At 71.2% G+C, this 14,320-nt stretch carries 15 protein-coding genes; 9 read left to right on the top strand and 6 right to left on the bottom strand.

The genetic code is table 11. The features are described from left to right. Position 1: 1 nt before the first annotated feature. The 6 genes from OQ02_RS17635 to OQ02_RS17610 form a co-directional block, all read right to left on the bottom strand. On the bottom strand, positions 2-835 hold the full coding sequence (locus OQ02_RS17635) for an alpha/beta fold hydrolase (protein WP_051772459.1): 834 nt from the start codon (positions 833-835) through the stop codon (positions 2-4). Beyond that, complete coding sequence (locus OQ02_RS17630) at positions 823-1,821, bottom strand: beta-ketoacyl synthase N-terminal-like domain-containing protein (protein WP_051772458.1); 999 nt, start codon at positions 1,819-1,821, stop codon at positions 823-825. Before OQ02_RS17630 ends, OQ02_RS17635 begins: the two co-directional genes overlap by 13 nt. Further along, the gene (locus OQ02_RS17625) at positions 1,818-2,957 is read right to left on the bottom strand and encodes a beta-ketoacyl synthase N-terminal-like domain-containing protein (RefSeq protein ID WP_051772457.1); all 1,140 of its coding nucleotides are present in this window, start codon (positions 2,955-2,957) and stop codon (positions 1,818-1,820) included. Before OQ02_RS17625 ends, OQ02_RS17630 begins: the two co-directional genes overlap by 4 nt. Further along, positions 2,954-4,210 carry a beta-ketoacyl-[acyl-carrier-protein] synthase family protein gene (locus OQ02_RS17620; RefSeq protein ID WP_033439540.1) on the bottom strand — a complete coding sequence of 419 codons (1,257 nt, stop codon included), beginning with the start codon at positions 4,208-4,210 and terminating at the stop codon, positions 2,954-2,956. Before OQ02_RS17620 ends, OQ02_RS17625 begins: the two co-directional genes overlap by 4 nt. A gap of 67 nt (positions 4,211-4,277) precedes the next feature. After that, the gene (locus tag OQ02_RS17615) at positions 4,278-4,532 is read right to left on the bottom strand and encodes an acyl carrier protein (protein WP_033439539.1); all 255 of its coding nucleotides are present in this window, start codon (positions 4,530-4,532) and stop codon (positions 4,278-4,280) included. 44 nt (positions 4,533-4,576) lie between these two features. Further along, positions 4,577-5,848, bottom strand: coding sequence for an aminotransferase class I/II-fold pyridoxal phosphate-dependent enzyme (locus OQ02_RS17610; protein ID WP_051772456.1), 1,272 nt, complete (start codon positions 5,846-5,848; stop codon positions 4,577-4,579). Between the two features lie 253 nt (positions 5,849-6,101). Between OQ02_RS17610 and OQ02_RS17605 the strand changes: the two genes are divergently transcribed. From OQ02_RS17605 to OQ02_RS17565, 9 genes are all read left to right on the top strand, one after another. Next, entirely contained in the window at positions 6,102-7,334 is a 1,233-nt protein-coding gene (locus OQ02_RS17605) for a beta-ketoacyl-[acyl-carrier-protein] synthase family protein (protein WP_033439538.1), read from the top strand. Beyond that, positions 7,331-8,416, top strand: a complete 1,086-nt coding sequence (locus tag OQ02_RS17600) for a beta-ketoacyl synthase N-terminal-like domain-containing protein (protein WP_033439537.1) — start codon at positions 7,331-7,333, stop codon at positions 8,414-8,416. Before OQ02_RS17605 ends, OQ02_RS17600 begins: the two co-directional genes overlap by 4 nt. A gap of 61 nt (positions 8,417-8,477) precedes the next feature. Then, positions 8,478-8,735: an acyl carrier protein gene (locus OQ02_RS17595; protein ID WP_033439536.1), complete on the top strand. Its 258-nt coding sequence runs from the start codon at positions 8,478-8,480 to the stop codon at positions 8,733-8,735. An 11-nt stretch (positions 8,736-8,746) separates the two neighbouring features. Then, positions 8,747-9,142 (top strand): 3-hydroxyacyl-ACP dehydratase FabZ family protein, encoded by a 396-nt coding sequence (locus OQ02_RS17590; RefSeq protein WP_033439623.1) that lies wholly within the window; start codon positions 8,747-8,749, stop codon positions 9,140-9,142. After that, complete coding sequence (locus tag OQ02_RS17585) at positions 9,139-9,645, top strand: 3-hydroxyacyl-ACP dehydratase FabZ family protein (RefSeq protein ID WP_051772454.1); 507 nt, start codon at positions 9,139-9,141, stop codon at positions 9,643-9,645. The genes OQ02_RS17590 and OQ02_RS17585 overlap by 4 nt, the downstream gene beginning before the upstream one ends. 226 nt (positions 9,646-9,871) lie before the next feature. Beyond that, entirely contained in the window at positions 9,872-10,615 is a 744-nt protein-coding gene (locus OQ02_RS41035; RefSeq protein ID WP_051772453.1) for a response regulator transcription factor, read from the top strand. Positions 10,616-10,620: 5 nt separating this feature from the next. After that, complete coding sequence (locus OQ02_RS17575) at positions 10,621-12,285, top strand: phytoene desaturase family protein (protein ID WP_081915722.1); 1,665 nt, start codon at positions 10,621-10,623, stop codon at positions 12,283-12,285. 37 nt (positions 12,286-12,322) lie between these two features. Beyond that, positions 12,323-12,748, top strand: a complete 426-nt coding sequence (locus tag OQ02_RS17570; RefSeq protein WP_033439534.1) for a DUF3995 domain-containing protein — start codon at positions 12,323-12,325, stop codon at positions 12,746-12,748. Positions 12,749-12,801: 53 nt separating this feature from the next. Beyond that, positions 12,802-14,304 carry a flavin-containing monooxygenase gene (locus tag OQ02_RS17565; RefSeq protein WP_033439533.1) on the top strand — a complete coding sequence of 501 codons (1,503 nt, stop codon included), beginning with the start codon at positions 12,802-12,804 and terminating at the stop codon, positions 14,302-14,304. Positions 14,305-14,320: the final 16 nt, after the last annotated feature.

The following is a 14,320-nucleotide window of genomic DNA, read 5'->3' as shown; positions in this document are numbered from 1 at the left end:
TTCACGGGTTCGGGGTCACGGGCAAAGGCGGGAGCGTGGCGAGGAAGTCGGCGACCTTCCCGGTGAAGGCGCCTGCCTCCTGCGCCATCGGGAAGTGGCCGCACGAGGGCAGCAGTTCGAGCCGGGCCGACGGCAGCCGCCGGGCGAGCGACCTGGCGTCACCCGGCGGGGCGATGAGGTCGTCCTCCCCCGCCAGGACCAGGCACGGCAGGTCGACGCGGTCCAGGTCGACCCAGGGCGAGTTCAGGTAGGTCTGGAGGAACCTGGTCCACGCGTAGGGACCGATCCGCTCGCACACCCGCAGTGCCGCGGCGTCGTGCAGCTCCGGGTTGCCCCGGCCGGCCGCGGCGACCCGGATGCCCTCCCGCATGGCGTCCACGAACGTGGTGGCCAGGCCGGTGAGCATCGCCCAGTCGAAGTCGTCCGGGGACGGCTTGTGGAACGGCGACACCAGGACGGCGGCGCGCGGACCCGGAGCGGGCGCCTCGGCGAGCACGCGGAGCAGCAGCGAGGCGGAGAACGAGTGCGCCACGACGAGGTCGATCGGACCGGCGGACTCGGTGACGCCGGTCAGCGCCTCCGCCACCCACCGCGCGGAGTCCTCCTCGTGCGCCCAGGACCCGACGCCCTCGTTGCGCCACGGCAACTCGGCGGACCAGATCTCCCACTGCTCCCCGGTCTCCTCGCACAGCGGCTGCCACACGTTGCCGTTGTTGGCCATCCCGTGCAGCAGGAGGACCCTGGGCGCACCGGGACGAGCGGGCTCGGACCGCGGCAGCAGGATCAGCGGGGTGTGGTTGTCGACGCCGGGCCGGGTGGCCGTCAGGCCTGGCACGGCTCGCTCCGCGGCGCGCGAAGGACGACGGAGGCGATCGCGTCGTCGGCGGGTCCGCCACAGGTGGCCACGACGCTGGACGTGCCGGTGGCCAGCCGTGCGGTGCCCACGGCGATCTGGAGGAGCCCGTGCGCGCCGGACGTGCGGCCCCAGCCCCGGGACACGTCGACCCGCTCGGCCTCGGGCAGCACCACGGAGGACATCCCGTCGCCCTCGGGCACGAGCCACACCCGGGAAGCGTCGTCGGTGCCGCCCGCGGCGGTGACGGACTGGTCGAGCCGGCCGGACCTCGTCACCGGGCCCAGCTCGCCGAGCACGGTGCGCCCGGCCGTGCTGTCGTCGCGCTCGACCACGACGGCCACGGCGCCGTCGAGCACCTGGCCGCCGGCGAAGGCGCGGCTCACGTCGTTGTCCGGCTCGACGCCCACGACAAGGGCGTGCCGGGCACGACCGGAGCGCAGCCACGTCGCGGCCCAGCGCAGGGCGTCCAACCCGGAGGTGGCGCCGTTGCACACCATCATGTTCGGCCCGCGCAGGCCGAAGCGGATGGCGATGTCGGCGCACACCACGTTGCTGGAGAGGTTCGGGGTGGCGATGGGGCTGACCAGCCGCGTGCCGCCCTCGCGCCCGATGAGCGCGGCCACCTCGGCGACGGAGTCGAGGTTGCCCAGGTTGGAGCTGGCCAGCACGGCCACGTCGCGCGGGTCGACGGCCAGGCCGTTCGTCTCGTCCCACAGGCCGGAGCGCACGAGCGCGTCCTTCGCCGCGACCAGGGCGAGGCGGGTCGCGTGGTCCTTGTACCGCAGGCCCTTCTTGCCCAGGTGGGCCGCGGGGTCCACCGCGTCGGCGGCGGCGTCACGACCGCGTTCCACGTCACCGGGCTCGTCCACGCCGGGCAGGGCGAAGCCGACGCCGGTGACGACGACCTGCCGGACACCGTCCTGTCCGGAACCGTCCTGCTCTGCGCGTTCCTGTACCGCGGTCATCGCGTTCCCTCCACGATGGCGACGGCGTTGACGCCGCCGAAGCCGAAACCGTTGACCTGGGCCACGACGGGCCCTTCGCCGAGGTGTTCCCGGGTGGCGATGCGGAAGTCCGCGGCCACCGGGATCTGGTCCTCCAGGTGGAGCGTGGGGCTGACGCGGTCCTGCGCGATGCTCGTCAGCGCCATGATCAGCGAGTGCAGGCCGGACGCGCCGGAGGTGTGGCCGGTCATCGACTTCATGGCCGTCATCACCGGGTGCTTGACCTCGGTGCCGAACACCTCGGCCATGGCCGTCGCCTCACCGGTGTCGTTGGCCATGGTGCCGGTCCCGTGCAGCAGCACGAGGTCCACCTGGTCGGGCCGGACCGCCGCGGCGCTGTGCGCGCTCCGGATCACCTCGGCGATGCTGCCCGGCTCGGGCGCGGTCGCGTGGAAGGCGTCGCAGTTGATCGCCACGCCGCGCAGCCAGCCCCGGACCCGGCCGGACTCGGCCGGTTCGCGCCGCAGCACGATCGCCGAGGCGCCCTCGCCGAGGATGGTGCCCTTGCGGTTGACGTCGAAGGGGCGCAGCCGCTCGGGCGGCACGGACTGCAGCCGGTCCAGCACGCCGAACATCGACTCGGTGATCGAGTCGGTGCCCGCGACGACGACCGTGTCGTGCTCACCCGAGTCGAGCAGGTCGACCGCGAGCGACAGCGCGTAGAGCGACGCCGAGCAGGCGTTGGAGAACGTGTGGGTGTCGTCGGCGCCGAACCGCTCGCGCAGGGCGGTGCCGAAGTGCAGGCGGCGCTCGTCGGGCTTCGTCTGGCCGCGCGCCCACAGCTCGACGCTGCGCAGCTCGCGGAGCCCGGTGCCGATCAGCACGGGCACGCCCGCCAGGTCCTGCGGCATCCCGGCGTCGGCCAGCGCCTGGCCGATCGCGTCCAGCAGGAAGCGGGTGGCCCGGCCCTCGACGTCCGGGTAGGCGTCGAGGTCGTCGATCTCGTGCAGGTGTTGGGCCGTGTACCACTCGGCGGTGAACCCGCGCAGGGTGCGGAGCCCGGTCCTGCCCGCGCAGAGGTTGTCGAACATCTCCTCGGCGGTCCGCCCCACGCTGGACAGCGCTCCTACGCCGGCGATCGCCCATCGCTTGCTCACGGGTTCTCCTCCTCGTGTCTGCCCAGGATCACCACGGCGTTGTTCCCGCCGAAGGCCAGGCCGTTGTTCTGGACGATCGCGGGCGCCACGTCGAGTGCGGTGTTGGGAACGCAGTCGATGCCCAGCTCCGGATCGGTCCTGCGGTGGTTGATGGTCGGCGGGATGAACCCGCGGTGGATCGCGAGGGCGCACGCGATGGCGCCCAGTGCGCTCGCCGCGCCCATCGCGTGCCCGAGCATCGACTTGATCGAGATGGTGCGGGGCGGCTTGCCGCCGTAGACCTCGCGGATGGCGCTGGACTCGGTCAGGTCGTTGGCCCTGGTGCCGGTGCCGTGCGCGGAGATCAGGTCGACCTCGTCGGGCTTGACGCCCGCGTTCTCCAGCGCCAGCGCCATGCAGCGCGCCACGCTGTCCTGGTCGGGGGCCACCTGGTGGGTGGCGTCGCAGTTCAGGCCGTAGCCCAGGATGCGGGCGTAGACCCGGGCGCCGCGCTTGCGCGCGTCGCCCCACCGCTCGAGGACCAGCACACCGGCGCCCTCGCCGGTGAGGATCCCCTGGCGGTCGGCGTCGAACGGCCGGCACACGTCCGGCGCGATCGTGCCGAGCCGGTAGAACGAGGCGAAGGTCTTGCGGCACAACGCGTCCGCGCCGCCGCAGAGCACCATGTCGACCTCGCCCGACCGCACGGCGTCGTACCCGTAGCCGATGGTGTAGTTGCCGGCCGCGCACGCGGTGGCGATGGTCATCGTCTCCACGTCCACGAGGCCCAGCTCGCGGGCCACCGCGACGGAGAGCCGGCTCGCCGACGTGCGGCCGGCCACGACCGGGTCCACCGCGTCGGAGCCGCCCGCGAGGTCCGCCGCGACGACGCGGTCGAGGTCGGACGACTCGCCGTCGGTGGTGCCGATCGACACCAGCATCCGCTTGGCGGCCAGCTCGGCCGCCTCGATGCCGGCGTCCTCGACGGCCATCCTGGCCGCCGAGACGGAGAACTGGGCGGCCCGGCCCAGGGACGCGGGGTCGAGCGTGCGCACCCACGGCCCCGGGTCGAAGTCGGTCACTTCGCACCCGTTGGCGTGGTCGAACCCGGAGGTGTCGAACGCGGTGATCGGGGAGACACCGCTGCGCCCGGCGCGAAGACCGGCGGCGAACTCGGCCACACCGGTCCCGATGCTGGAGATCACACCGATACCGGTGACCACGACGTCGTCATCGCGGATCGACCGCGGTCCGCCTGCCACAGAACTGGTCATCACACGCCAACTCCACTCGTTCGGCGCGGTCGCGAGGACCGCCGCAGCACCCTGGGCCGCGCCACGGTCACTTGCGGTCGATCGCCTCGGTCACGACCTCGACGACGCCCTCCATGTTGACCATGCGGGACATCTCGGCCTGGTCGATGACGACGCCGAACTCCTTCTCCAGCGAGGAGAGGATCTCGATCGACAGCAGCGAGTCCGCGCCGTAGTCCTCCTTGAACAGGCCCGTGTCGGTGACCTCGTCGTGCTCCAGTTCGAGGATGTCGCAGACGATCTCCTTGATGCGGTCCACTCGCTGCTCGACGCTGGCGGTCATGGGTATTCCTTCCGTAGTGCTTTCCAAAGGGGGACGGACGGGGCTCAGAGGTCGAACTCGCCCTTGAACTTCCGCAGGAGCGTCATGAAGCCGTCGATGTGCTCGTCCGTGTGCGAGGCGTTCAGGATGAGCCGCATGACGCTGTTGTTCTTCTTGGCGGCCGGGAAGACGTAGATCGGGATGCGGTAGCCGTGCTCCAGGAACTTCGCCTTGAGCCGCATCCCCTTCTCCTCGGAGCCGACGTGCAGCGACGTCATGATCGACGGCGTCGGGTAGAGGCGGACACCTTCCTCGGACAGCAGGCCGCGGAACTTCTCGACCCGGTCGAGGTAGTTGTCGACGATCTTGGGCTCGTCCTGCGTGAGCAGGCGCATCGCGTACGCGGCGGTGGCCGCGGTGGGCGGCTGGACCTGCGCGGTGAACGCCGAGGTCATGCCGAGCAGTTCGAGGGAGAAGATGGGGTCGTTGGGGCCGACGATCAGGCCGCCCTCCAGACCGACGGCCTTCTTCAGCGACACCATGATGAACGTGGACCGCAGCATGCCCGCGTACTCCTCGGCGAACGGCCGGTGCGCGGGGCCGTAGACCAGGAAGCCGTTCGCGTCGTCCACGAAGGACAGCGCGCCGTAGCGCTCGCAGACGTCGACGATGTCGTGCATCGGCGCGACCGAGCCGTCGAGGGAGTACACGCTCTCGAACACCACGACGACGCGCTTGCCCTGGAGTCGTTGGAGGACCTTCTCCAGGTCCTCGGCGTTGTTGTGCTTGAAGGAGAACAGCCGCTCGCCGTACTTGAGGTGGTCGGCGGCCTTCCACAGGCTCCAGTGGCTCTCGCGGTCGTAGACGAAGACCACGTCGCTGTGGTCCATCTCCAGGCCGTCGGTCCACTTGATGCTCTTGGACATGCCGTGGATGAAGCCGATGTTGGCCACCAGGCCGGTGGCGTAGCCGACGGCCCGCTCCTTGCCCAGGATGCGGCACAGCTCGGCTTCCATGTCCACGTGCGGCTTGGTGACGCCCTGGCTGATCCGGGCGCCGCCGGTGGCCAGGCCGTAGGTGCGCGCCGCGTCGGTGAAGACGCCCATGACGTCCTCGCGGCTGTGCAGGTTCAGGAAGTTCACGGGCGCGAAGTTGACGAGTTTGCGCCCGCCCATCATGACCTCGGGGATGCCGGACATGCCTTCGGTGTGCGGCATGTGGCCCAGGCCGATCTGACGCAGACCCTCGGCGAACTCCCCGAAACGCCAAGCGGGAGCGGCGGGTCCGGCGGTGTTCCCGGGTAACGCCGCTGTGCTGCCGTCGACAGTGCTCGTCATCGCCTACCTCGACTCGGAGAAGGAGCGGAATCGCATCGAGGCCGACCGTAGACGCGCCGGCAGGCAGTTGCCCCTGCCGAGCCGCAAGGTTGTCAAGATCATGCAGGGCGGCACGGCACCGGGTAGCAGCTTCATGCGAGGTGCGGGCGCAGCACTAGGTCCCGACCCGACGCGGTCCCTACTGTGCGGCATGCACGTCCGGCGCGTCCGATCGCGGGCGCGGCCCGTCCAGAACGCCTCCGGGAGCCCGAAAATGAGCGATGGTCACGGCGGCACCGCGCGCCGAGTGGTCGTCACAGGACTCGGCCCGGTGTCCAGCATCGGCACCGGCGTCACCGATTTCCTCGACGGTCTGCGGGCGGGCAGGAGCGGCGCCCGCCCGATGGAGTTGTTCGACACCAAGGGGTTCGAGTACTCGAACGGCTGCGAGGTCGCCGACTTCGACCCGACCCGCTGGCAGCGGGAGGTCGCCACGGAGGACGTGGGTCGCGCGACCCAGTTCGCGCTGGCCGCCGCCAGGCTCGCCACCGCGGACGCCGGCCTGTCGGCGGAAGACCTCGCGAGCGCGCGCACGTTGATCGCGGTGGGCACCACCGACGGCGAGGCGCACGAGCTCGACCGCATCGTCGAGCACGAGGTCGGCCGCCCGGTCGCCGACTCACCGGAGACGATGGCCCGCCGGGTACCGGTCGGCACGCTGTCCGCCGCGGTCGCCCAGGAGTTCAACCTGGCGCAGGCGGAGACGATCACCATCGCGACCGCGTGCGCCGCGGGCAACTACGCCATCGGCTACGGGTTGGACGCGATCCGCCTCGGCGAGGCCGACATCGCGCTGTGCGGCGGCGCGGACGCCGTCTGCCGGAAGACGTTCGCCGGCTTCTACCGGCTCGGCACCATCGCCCCCGAGGTGTGCCAGCCGTTCGACGCCGACCGCAAGGGCATCCTGACCGGCGAGGGCGGCGGCATCCTGGTCCTCGAGGCCCTGGACTCGGCGCTGGCGCGCGGGGCGCGAATTCACGCGGAGGTGCTCGGGTACGGCCTCAACTGCGACGCGCACCACCCGGTGGCCCCGTTCCAGGACCGCATCGCGGACTGCGTCCGGCTGGCCCTCGCCGACGCCGGGGTGAAGCCCGGCGAGGTGGACCTCATCTCCGCGCACGGCACGGGGACCGCGGCCAACGACGTCACCGAGTCCAGCGCCATCCGCGACGTCTACGGCAAGGAGATGCCGCGCACGGTGTCGATGAAGTCGATGCTGGGCCACTCGATGGGCGCGGCCAGCGCCCTGGGCGCCATCGGCTGCGCGCTGGCCATCGAGCACGGTTTCATCCCGCCGACGATCAACCACGAGACCACCGACCCCGAGTGCGCCGTGGACTGCGTCCCCAACCACTCCGTCACCGCGGACCTGCGAGTGGTCCAGAACAACGGGTTGGCCTTCGGCGGCAACAACTCCGTCGTCATCCTGGGAAGGTACGAGTCGTGAGCAGCCCCGCCCGCACACCGGTCATCCGGTCCTGGTCGGCCATCTCCACGCTGGGCATCGGACCCGAGGCGCACCGGTCCGGCCTGCTGACGCGAGCCCTGCCCGAGCCCGACCCGACCGACGCCTTCGCCGCCGAGCACGGTGGCAGCGCCGCGGTCATCCCGTCGTTCCCGGTGCGCACCCTGCTCGGGAAGAAGGGCACCCGGTCGCTGGACCGCGTGACGGCGCTCGCCGTGGCGACGGTGGGCGGCCTGGTCACCGGCGACCCGACCGACGCCGCGCCGTTCGACGCGGACGCGCCCGTCGCCGAGCGCGGTCTCGTGCTGGGCACGACCACCGGCAGCGCCCAGTCGATGATGGACTTCACCCGCAGCACGTTCGACGGTGAGAAGCCGTTCTTCGTCGATCCCGCGAAGTTCCCGAACACGGTGATGAACTGCGCCGCGGGCCGGGCCGCGATCTGGTTCCAGCTGCGCGGCCCGAACGCGACCGTCGGCGGTGGCCGGGTCGCGGGCCTGCACGCGCTGAACTACTCGCGCCGGCTCCTGCTCACCGGTCGTGCGGAGACCGTCCTGTGCGGCGCGGCCGAAGAGCACTCCCCCGCGCGCGCCGACCTGCGGGCGCTGACCGACCCCGGTGACACCACGCGCCTCGGCGAGGGCTGCGCGGTCGTGGAGGTCGGCGGACCGGAGGGCGGTCCCGGCCTGGCCGAGATCCTCGGCGTGCGCTTCGGCATGGCACGGCGACCCGAGGACGCCCGCGAGGTCCTGGCGGACTGCGTGCGCCGGACGTTGCACGACACCCGCGTCGCCGCCGAGGACGTCTGGGCGCACCTGCCCAGCCGGTCCGGTGGCACCGAGTCCGAGGCCGTGACGGGCGTGCTCGGCACGGACTTCCGCACGCACACGTGCGACGACCTGCTCGGCGACACCTCGGCCGCCGCCGCCATGTTCGCCGTCGTCGCCGCGCTCGTGCACGCCGCCGAGGACGACTCCGCGGCGGGCCGGATCGCCCTGATCACGGCCATCGACCCGACGGGCGCGGTGGGCTGCGCGCTGCTCCGGCCGCTGCCGGCTCCCTGACCCGTCACCCGCGACACCCGTCACCCGACACCTGTCACCCCGAGAACCTTGTGAGGACACGATGACCAGCACCCAGAACGTCACCAAGGAAGGCCTGCGCGAGATCGTGGCCGACGCGCTCGACGTCCCGGTCGCCTCGGTGACCGACGAGGCGAGCTTCGTCGACGACCTCGGCGTCGACTCGTTGCTGTCGCTCGAGGTGATGGTGTCGATCGAGCGGGAGTACGGCATCAAGCTCGCGGAGGACGAGACGGCGAGCATGGGCAGTTTCGCGGAGGTCTGGGCGCTCGTCTCGGCCAAGGCGGAGGCGCGGTCGTGAACGACCTCTCCGTGCGCGCCGTCCGGGCGGCGGTGAATGTGCTGGCCGACACGGATCCCACTTCCCAAACTCCGGGTTCCCGAACCAGCCTGCACATCACCGCCGACGAACCGTGTTTCGAAGGCCATTACCCCGGCTTTCCGATCCTGCCCGGCGTTTGCGTGATCGAAAGCGTCCACCGGAGCGCACTGGCGACCCACCCGGAACGGGCGACCGTGGAGCACCGGCTCGCCGCTATCGAGACGGCCAGGTTCCTCCAACCGGTGTACCCGGACGACGTGATCACGGTCGACATGTCGTGGCAGCGACGTGACGGCGCTTGGCGCTGCCGTGCCGTGGTCGGCAATCCGCGCGGTGAGAGCGCCCGGGTCCGGCTGCGCTACGAGCCGGCCGAGTCGACGCCGTGACCGGTCACGACATCGGGTGGATCGAGGGCGTCATCCCGCACCGGGACACGATGCTGCTGATCGACCGGGTCACCGCCTTGACGCCCGGCGAGTCGGTCGAGGCGATCAAGGCGGTGACCTACACCGAGCCCTGGTACCGGGGCTCGACCGGCCCTGACCTGTCCTATCCCCTGCCGCTGCTGCTGGAGTCGTGGAACCAGGCCGCCGCGGTGCTGGTGCTGGCGACCTGGGCCGCCGAGGAGGACTCCGACGGGCCGACGACCGTCCGGCAGGCCGGGGTGCCCATGCTCGGCAGCTACGGCGACGTGACCCTCGGCCGCCCGGTGACCCCCGGCGACACAATGGTGCACACCGTGCGGATCGACGGGGCACAAAGCGACACCATGGTCCTTTCAGGCACTACTTGTGTGAACCGCAATGTGACCCTGACGGTTGATCGGGGCATCGTGATCAGGCGTCCGATGGAACGCTTGGTAGCACTCCGTGCGCCGACAGGTTCGTAATTAGGCTGTCCGGACACGGCCATTACACCCGTCCGGCCGAGCACGACGGATTCCTGTTTGTGCACCGGGGCCCACGAGAATGCCTCACATGCGCAACTCTTCCCCGACGAGAGGTGCCAATAGAGTGGTGATGACATCAGGGCGGCGACCCAAGCGCCCGCACTCACGTACCTCATGCCCTGCTGCAATCGCCGGGCGCGGTCGGACGAAAGAGGATTCATCCCGCATGCCCCCTGGCCACCTGAGCCCCGTCGAGCAAGAGATCGACGCCGCGTCGGTCCTGCTGCAAGTACGCCAACTCGTCGATTCCGCGGTGACGCGGAGTTCGACCCGAGGGGTCACCCCCCTGCCGACGGTGGCCGCGCTGCGCGAGGCGACCCGGGCTCTGCTCTCGAACGCCACGAAATCGGTGCGGTGCATGGTCGCGACCTCGCACTTCGCCAAGGTCGTCGGCTCGATCGGCGAGACGCGGCACGGCATCCCGGTCTCGGTCCTCGCCGCCGCGGAGGCGGACCTCGCCCGGCACGCCCCGGGTCTGTGCGCGCAGCCCGGCCTGCAACTGCGCATCGTGCCGTCCCCCGGGCGCGACCTCCTCATCGTGGACGACCACCGGGTGCTCAGCGGCCCGAGCCAGGAAGGCGGGCGGGCCATGATGAGCGACTGCCCGCACACCTCGGACGTGGTCCGCTCGCTGTTCCAGGAGCGCTGGTCGGAGGGCGTCTCGCTGGCCGACCACGAGCGGTTGACGCGGATCGCGGAACGGCCGTTGACGGCGCAGGTCGTCGCCCTGCTCGCCGAAGGCCTGAAGGACGACGCCGCGTCCGCCCGGTTGGGCGTCTCGGTGCGCACGTTCCGCCGCCACGTGGCGGACCTGTTGCGCGAACTGGGCATCCGCTCCCGGTTCCAGCTCGGCGTGCGCGCCCGGAACGTCGGCCTGCTGCCGCCCGATCCCGACACCGGGACCAGGTGAGCCCGGTGGACCGGCACTGGGACGTCGTCGTCGTCGGTTCGGGGCTCGGCGGCCTCACCGCCGCCGCGTACCTGGCCGCGGCGGGGCGGCGGGTGCTGGTGCTGGAGCAGTACGACGTCGCCGGCGGCAACAGCCACGCGTTCCGCAGGCGGGGCCGCTACCTCTTCGACGCGGGCGTGCACTACCTGGGCGACTGCGGCGAGGACGGCATCCTGCCGGCGGTGCTCGCGGGCCTCGGCGCGAAGGACCGGGTTCCGCTCCGCATGCTCGACCCCGACTGCTTCGACCGGGTGATCACTCCCAGCGGGACGCTGGACGTGCCCGCGGACTGGGAGCTGTACCGCGAACGACTGCGCCGCATGCTGCCCGCCGACGCCGACGGGATCGACCGGTTCCTCGACGTCGTGCGCGCCGTCGGCGAGGCGAAGCGGGCCGTCCTCGTAGCCGGTTCCGCCGCCGCCGACCCGGCCGGTTCGGAAGCCGTGCGCTTGTGGGGCAACAGAACGCTGAGCGCGCTGTTCGACACGTGCGGGCTGTCACCCGCCGCACGCACCGCTTTGGCCGCGCAGTCACCCAACTACGGCATCGAGCCCGCCACCGCCACGGTCGGCATGCACGCCGTGGTGACGGACCACTACATCCGCGGCGCCTACTTCCCCCTGGGCGGCGGGCAGATGCTGGCCGCGACCCTGCTGGAAGTCCTGCGCGCCAACGGCGGCGAGTTCCGCACCGAGGCGCGGGTGGACCGCATCGACGTCACCGACGGCCGGGCGACCGGCGTCCGGCTGGCCGACGGCGAGTCGATCACCGCGGACATCGTGGTGTCCAACGCGGACTACCGCCGGACGATGCTGGACCTGGTGGGCGCGGAGCACCTGCCCGGTCCGATCGCCAGGTTCACCCGCGAGGCGCGGATGGGCCTGCCGTTCGCCACCGTGTACGTCGCGCTGAAGGACGACTTGGCGGACCGGCACGAGGCGAACGTCTGGTGGTACGGCAGCGACGACATCGAGCGGTACTACGGACGCCTCCTCGCCGGTGAGCAACCGGAGCAGGTGGAGTTCCTCTTCGTCTCCATGGGGTCGCGAAAGGACGGTCACCTCGCGCCGTCGGGCGAGTCCTGCATCGAGCTGATGACCTTGTGCCCGTTGGACCCGACCGTGTGGGGTGTCGAGGAGGGCCCGACCGACGCGGGCACCGACTACCGCAGGTCACCGCGGTACCTGGCGGAGAAGCAGCGGTTCACCGACGCGGTGGTGGACGCGGGCGAGCGGGTCCTCGGGCCGCTGCGCGACCGCGCGACGCACATCGAGCTGGGCACGCCGCTGACCCAGGAGCGGTACACGCTGTCCACCGGTGGCACGCCGTTCGGCGTCGCGACCTGGGGCCGCGCCGGCGCCCGCCCGGACACCGCCACCAGCGTCCGCGGCCTGTGGGTCGTGGGGCAGAGCACGAGGTACGGCAGCGGGATCACCGGCGTGATGTGCAGCGGCGTCGCCGCGGCGGGCCAGGTCCTCGACCGACCGCTGATGCACGAGGTGTACGCCGGGGAAGTGGTGGGCGACCCGTCCCTCCTCCCCCACCGCCCCGACGGGTGGGACCCTCTGGCGTACAGCACGCTTCGGGCCCGGCGCCGGGCGACAACCCGGACACCGGCCCCCGCGGGCTGAACATCCACCCGACACCGCACAATCGGAGCCACCAGCCGTGATCGTCGCCTCTGGCATCCTGCTCGCCATCCTGCTCACCGTCGCCGGCGTCCTGCACCTCATGTGGGCGGCCGGTGTGATGTGGCCGTTCCGCGACGAGCGCGACCTGCTGCGCAAGGTCTTCTCCGACGCCGAAGCCCTCCCGCCGACGGTGGCGACGGTCGGCGTCGGCGCCGCTCTGCTCGGCTCGGCCTACCTGGCGCTGGCGGGCATCTGGCCTTCGCTGCGCCTGCCGTTCGTCGCCGACTGGCTCTACGTCCTCGGCCTCTGGGGCCTGGTCGCCGTGATGGCGCTGCGCGGCATCGCCGAGCCCATCGTCTACGTCTTCAAGCCCGCCAACCCCGACTACCAGCGCCTGGACCGGCTCGTCTACTCGCCGCTGTGCGTCCTGCTGGCGGTCCTGGCCCTGGTCGTCGTCATCTGACCCCAGGGGGTCCGTGGCGGGTGGAACACCCATCCAGCGAAGAAAAGGACACCATGCAGAGCAGGCAGCCGTCCCGCGGTCCGCGGGTGATCATCATCGGCAGTGGCATCGGCGGTCTCGGGATGGCGGTGAACCTCGGCAAGGCAGGCATCCGGGACGTCACCATCCTGGAGCAGGGCCCGGACCTCGGCGGGGTGTGGCGTGACAACACGTATCCCGGTGTGGCCTGCGACGTCCCGTCCACCCTGTACTCCTACAGCTTCGCCAAGCAGACCGGGTTCTCCACCCGGTACCCCGGCCAGAAGGACATCCAGGCCTACCTGCGGCGGGTCGCCACGGAGCACGGCGTCACGGAGAAGATCGAGTACAACTCCAGGGTCGTCCGGGCCACGTTCGACGAGGACCTCGGGCAGTGGGAGGTCCTGACGGAGGACGGCACCCGGCGGCACTGCGACGTGCTGGTGCCCGCGGTCGGCACGCTGGCCAGGCCGAGGTTGCCCGAGATCCGCGGCCGGGAGGACTTCACCGGTCCGGCGTTCCACTCCGCGCAGTGGCGGCACGACGTCGACCTGGAGGGCAAGGACGTCGGGGTCATCGGCACCGGCGCCTCGGCGTTGCAGTTCGTGCCGCACTTACAGCGCCAGGTCCGCAAGCTGACCGTCTACCAGCGCTCCGCGCCGTACGTCATGCCGGTGCACAACTACTCGTACGACAAGGGCTTCAAGCGCTTCCTCGGCACCCGGTTCATGCGCATGGCCGACCGCCTCGGCTACTGGACGTTCCTGGAGTTCGGCCAGCAGGTCCTCGCCCGCTCGCCGAAGCTCAGCAACGTCATGGCCTCGATGGCGCTCAAGCAGCTGGAGAAGCAGGTCCCCGATCCCGAGCTGCGCGCCAAGCTGACGCCGGACCACCAGGTCGGCTGCAAGCGGGTGCTGTTCAGCAGCCTGTACTACCCGGCGCTGACCAAGCCGAACGTCGACGTGGTGGTCGACGGGATCGAGGAGATCACCGCCGACGGCGTGACGACGGCGGACGGGCAGGCCCGGTCGCACGACGTGCTCGTCTACGGCACGGGCTTCCGCACCGATGACATCCTCGGCCACATCGAGATCACCGGCCGGGACGGGCACCTGCTCGCCGACGCGTGGAAGGAGGGGGCGGAGGCGTACCTGGGCATCAGCGTCAAGCACTTCCCGAACATGTTCCTCGTCTACGGCCCCAACACCGACCTCGGCAGCGGCTCGATCCCCTACATGCTCGAAAGCCAGATGCGGTACATCAAGGGCGCCGTGACCCACCTGGCCGGACTGCCCGCCGGCACCTCGTTGACGGTGCGCGACACCGTGCACGACGAGTACGTCGACTGGATCGAGCGGAACTTCCGCAACACGCCGTGGACCTCCGGGTGCAGCAACTGGTACACGAACGCCGCCGGCCGCGTGGTGACGAACTGGCCGCAGCGGGCGTGGCGCTACCGCCGGCGCACCAGGACCTTCGACCCGACCGTGTACCAGGTCGGCACCGCGGAACGGGCGACCGCGCCCGCCGGTCGCTGAGCCGGTCACCGGTTTT

Source organism: Saccharothrix sp. NRRL B-16314, assembly GCF_000716595.1.
Taxonomy (GTDB): domain Bacteria; phylum Actinomycetota; class Actinomycetes; order Mycobacteriales; family Pseudonocardiaceae; genus Actinosynnema.
This window is presented reverse-complemented; position numbering and strand designations above follow the sequence as displayed.

Coding starts and splice junctions, on each gene's coding strand:
- OQ02_RS17630 (WP_051772458.1), bottom strand. CDS start 1,821: ATGACCGCGGTACAGGAACGCGCAGAGCAGGACGGTTCCGGACAGGAC.
- OQ02_RS17620 (WP_033439540.1), bottom strand. CDS start 4,210: ATGACCAGTTCTGTGGCAGGCGGACCGCGGTCGATCCGCGATGACGAC.
- OQ02_RS17615 (WP_033439539.1), bottom strand. CDS start 4,532: ATGACCGCCAGCGTCGAGCAGCGAGTGGACCGCATCAAGGAGATCGTC.
- OQ02_RS17610 (WP_051772456.1), bottom strand. CDS start 5,848: ATGACGAGCACTGTCGACGGCAGCACAGCGGCGTTACCCGGGAACACC.
- OQ02_RS17605 (WP_033439538.1), top strand. CDS start 6,102: ATGAGCGATGGTCACGGCGGCACCGCGCGCCGAGTGGTCGTCACAGGA.
- OQ02_RS17595 (WP_033439536.1), top strand. CDS start 8,478: ATGACCAGCACCCAGAACGTCACCAAGGAAGGCCTGCGCGAGATCGTG.
- OQ02_RS41035 (WP_051772453.1), top strand. CDS start 9,872: ATGCCCCCTGGCCACCTGAGCCCCGTCGAGCAAGAGATCGACGCCGCG.
- OQ02_RS17565 (WP_033439533.1), top strand. CDS start 12,802: ATGCAGAGCAGGCAGCCGTCCCGCGGTCCGCGGGTGATCATCATCGGC.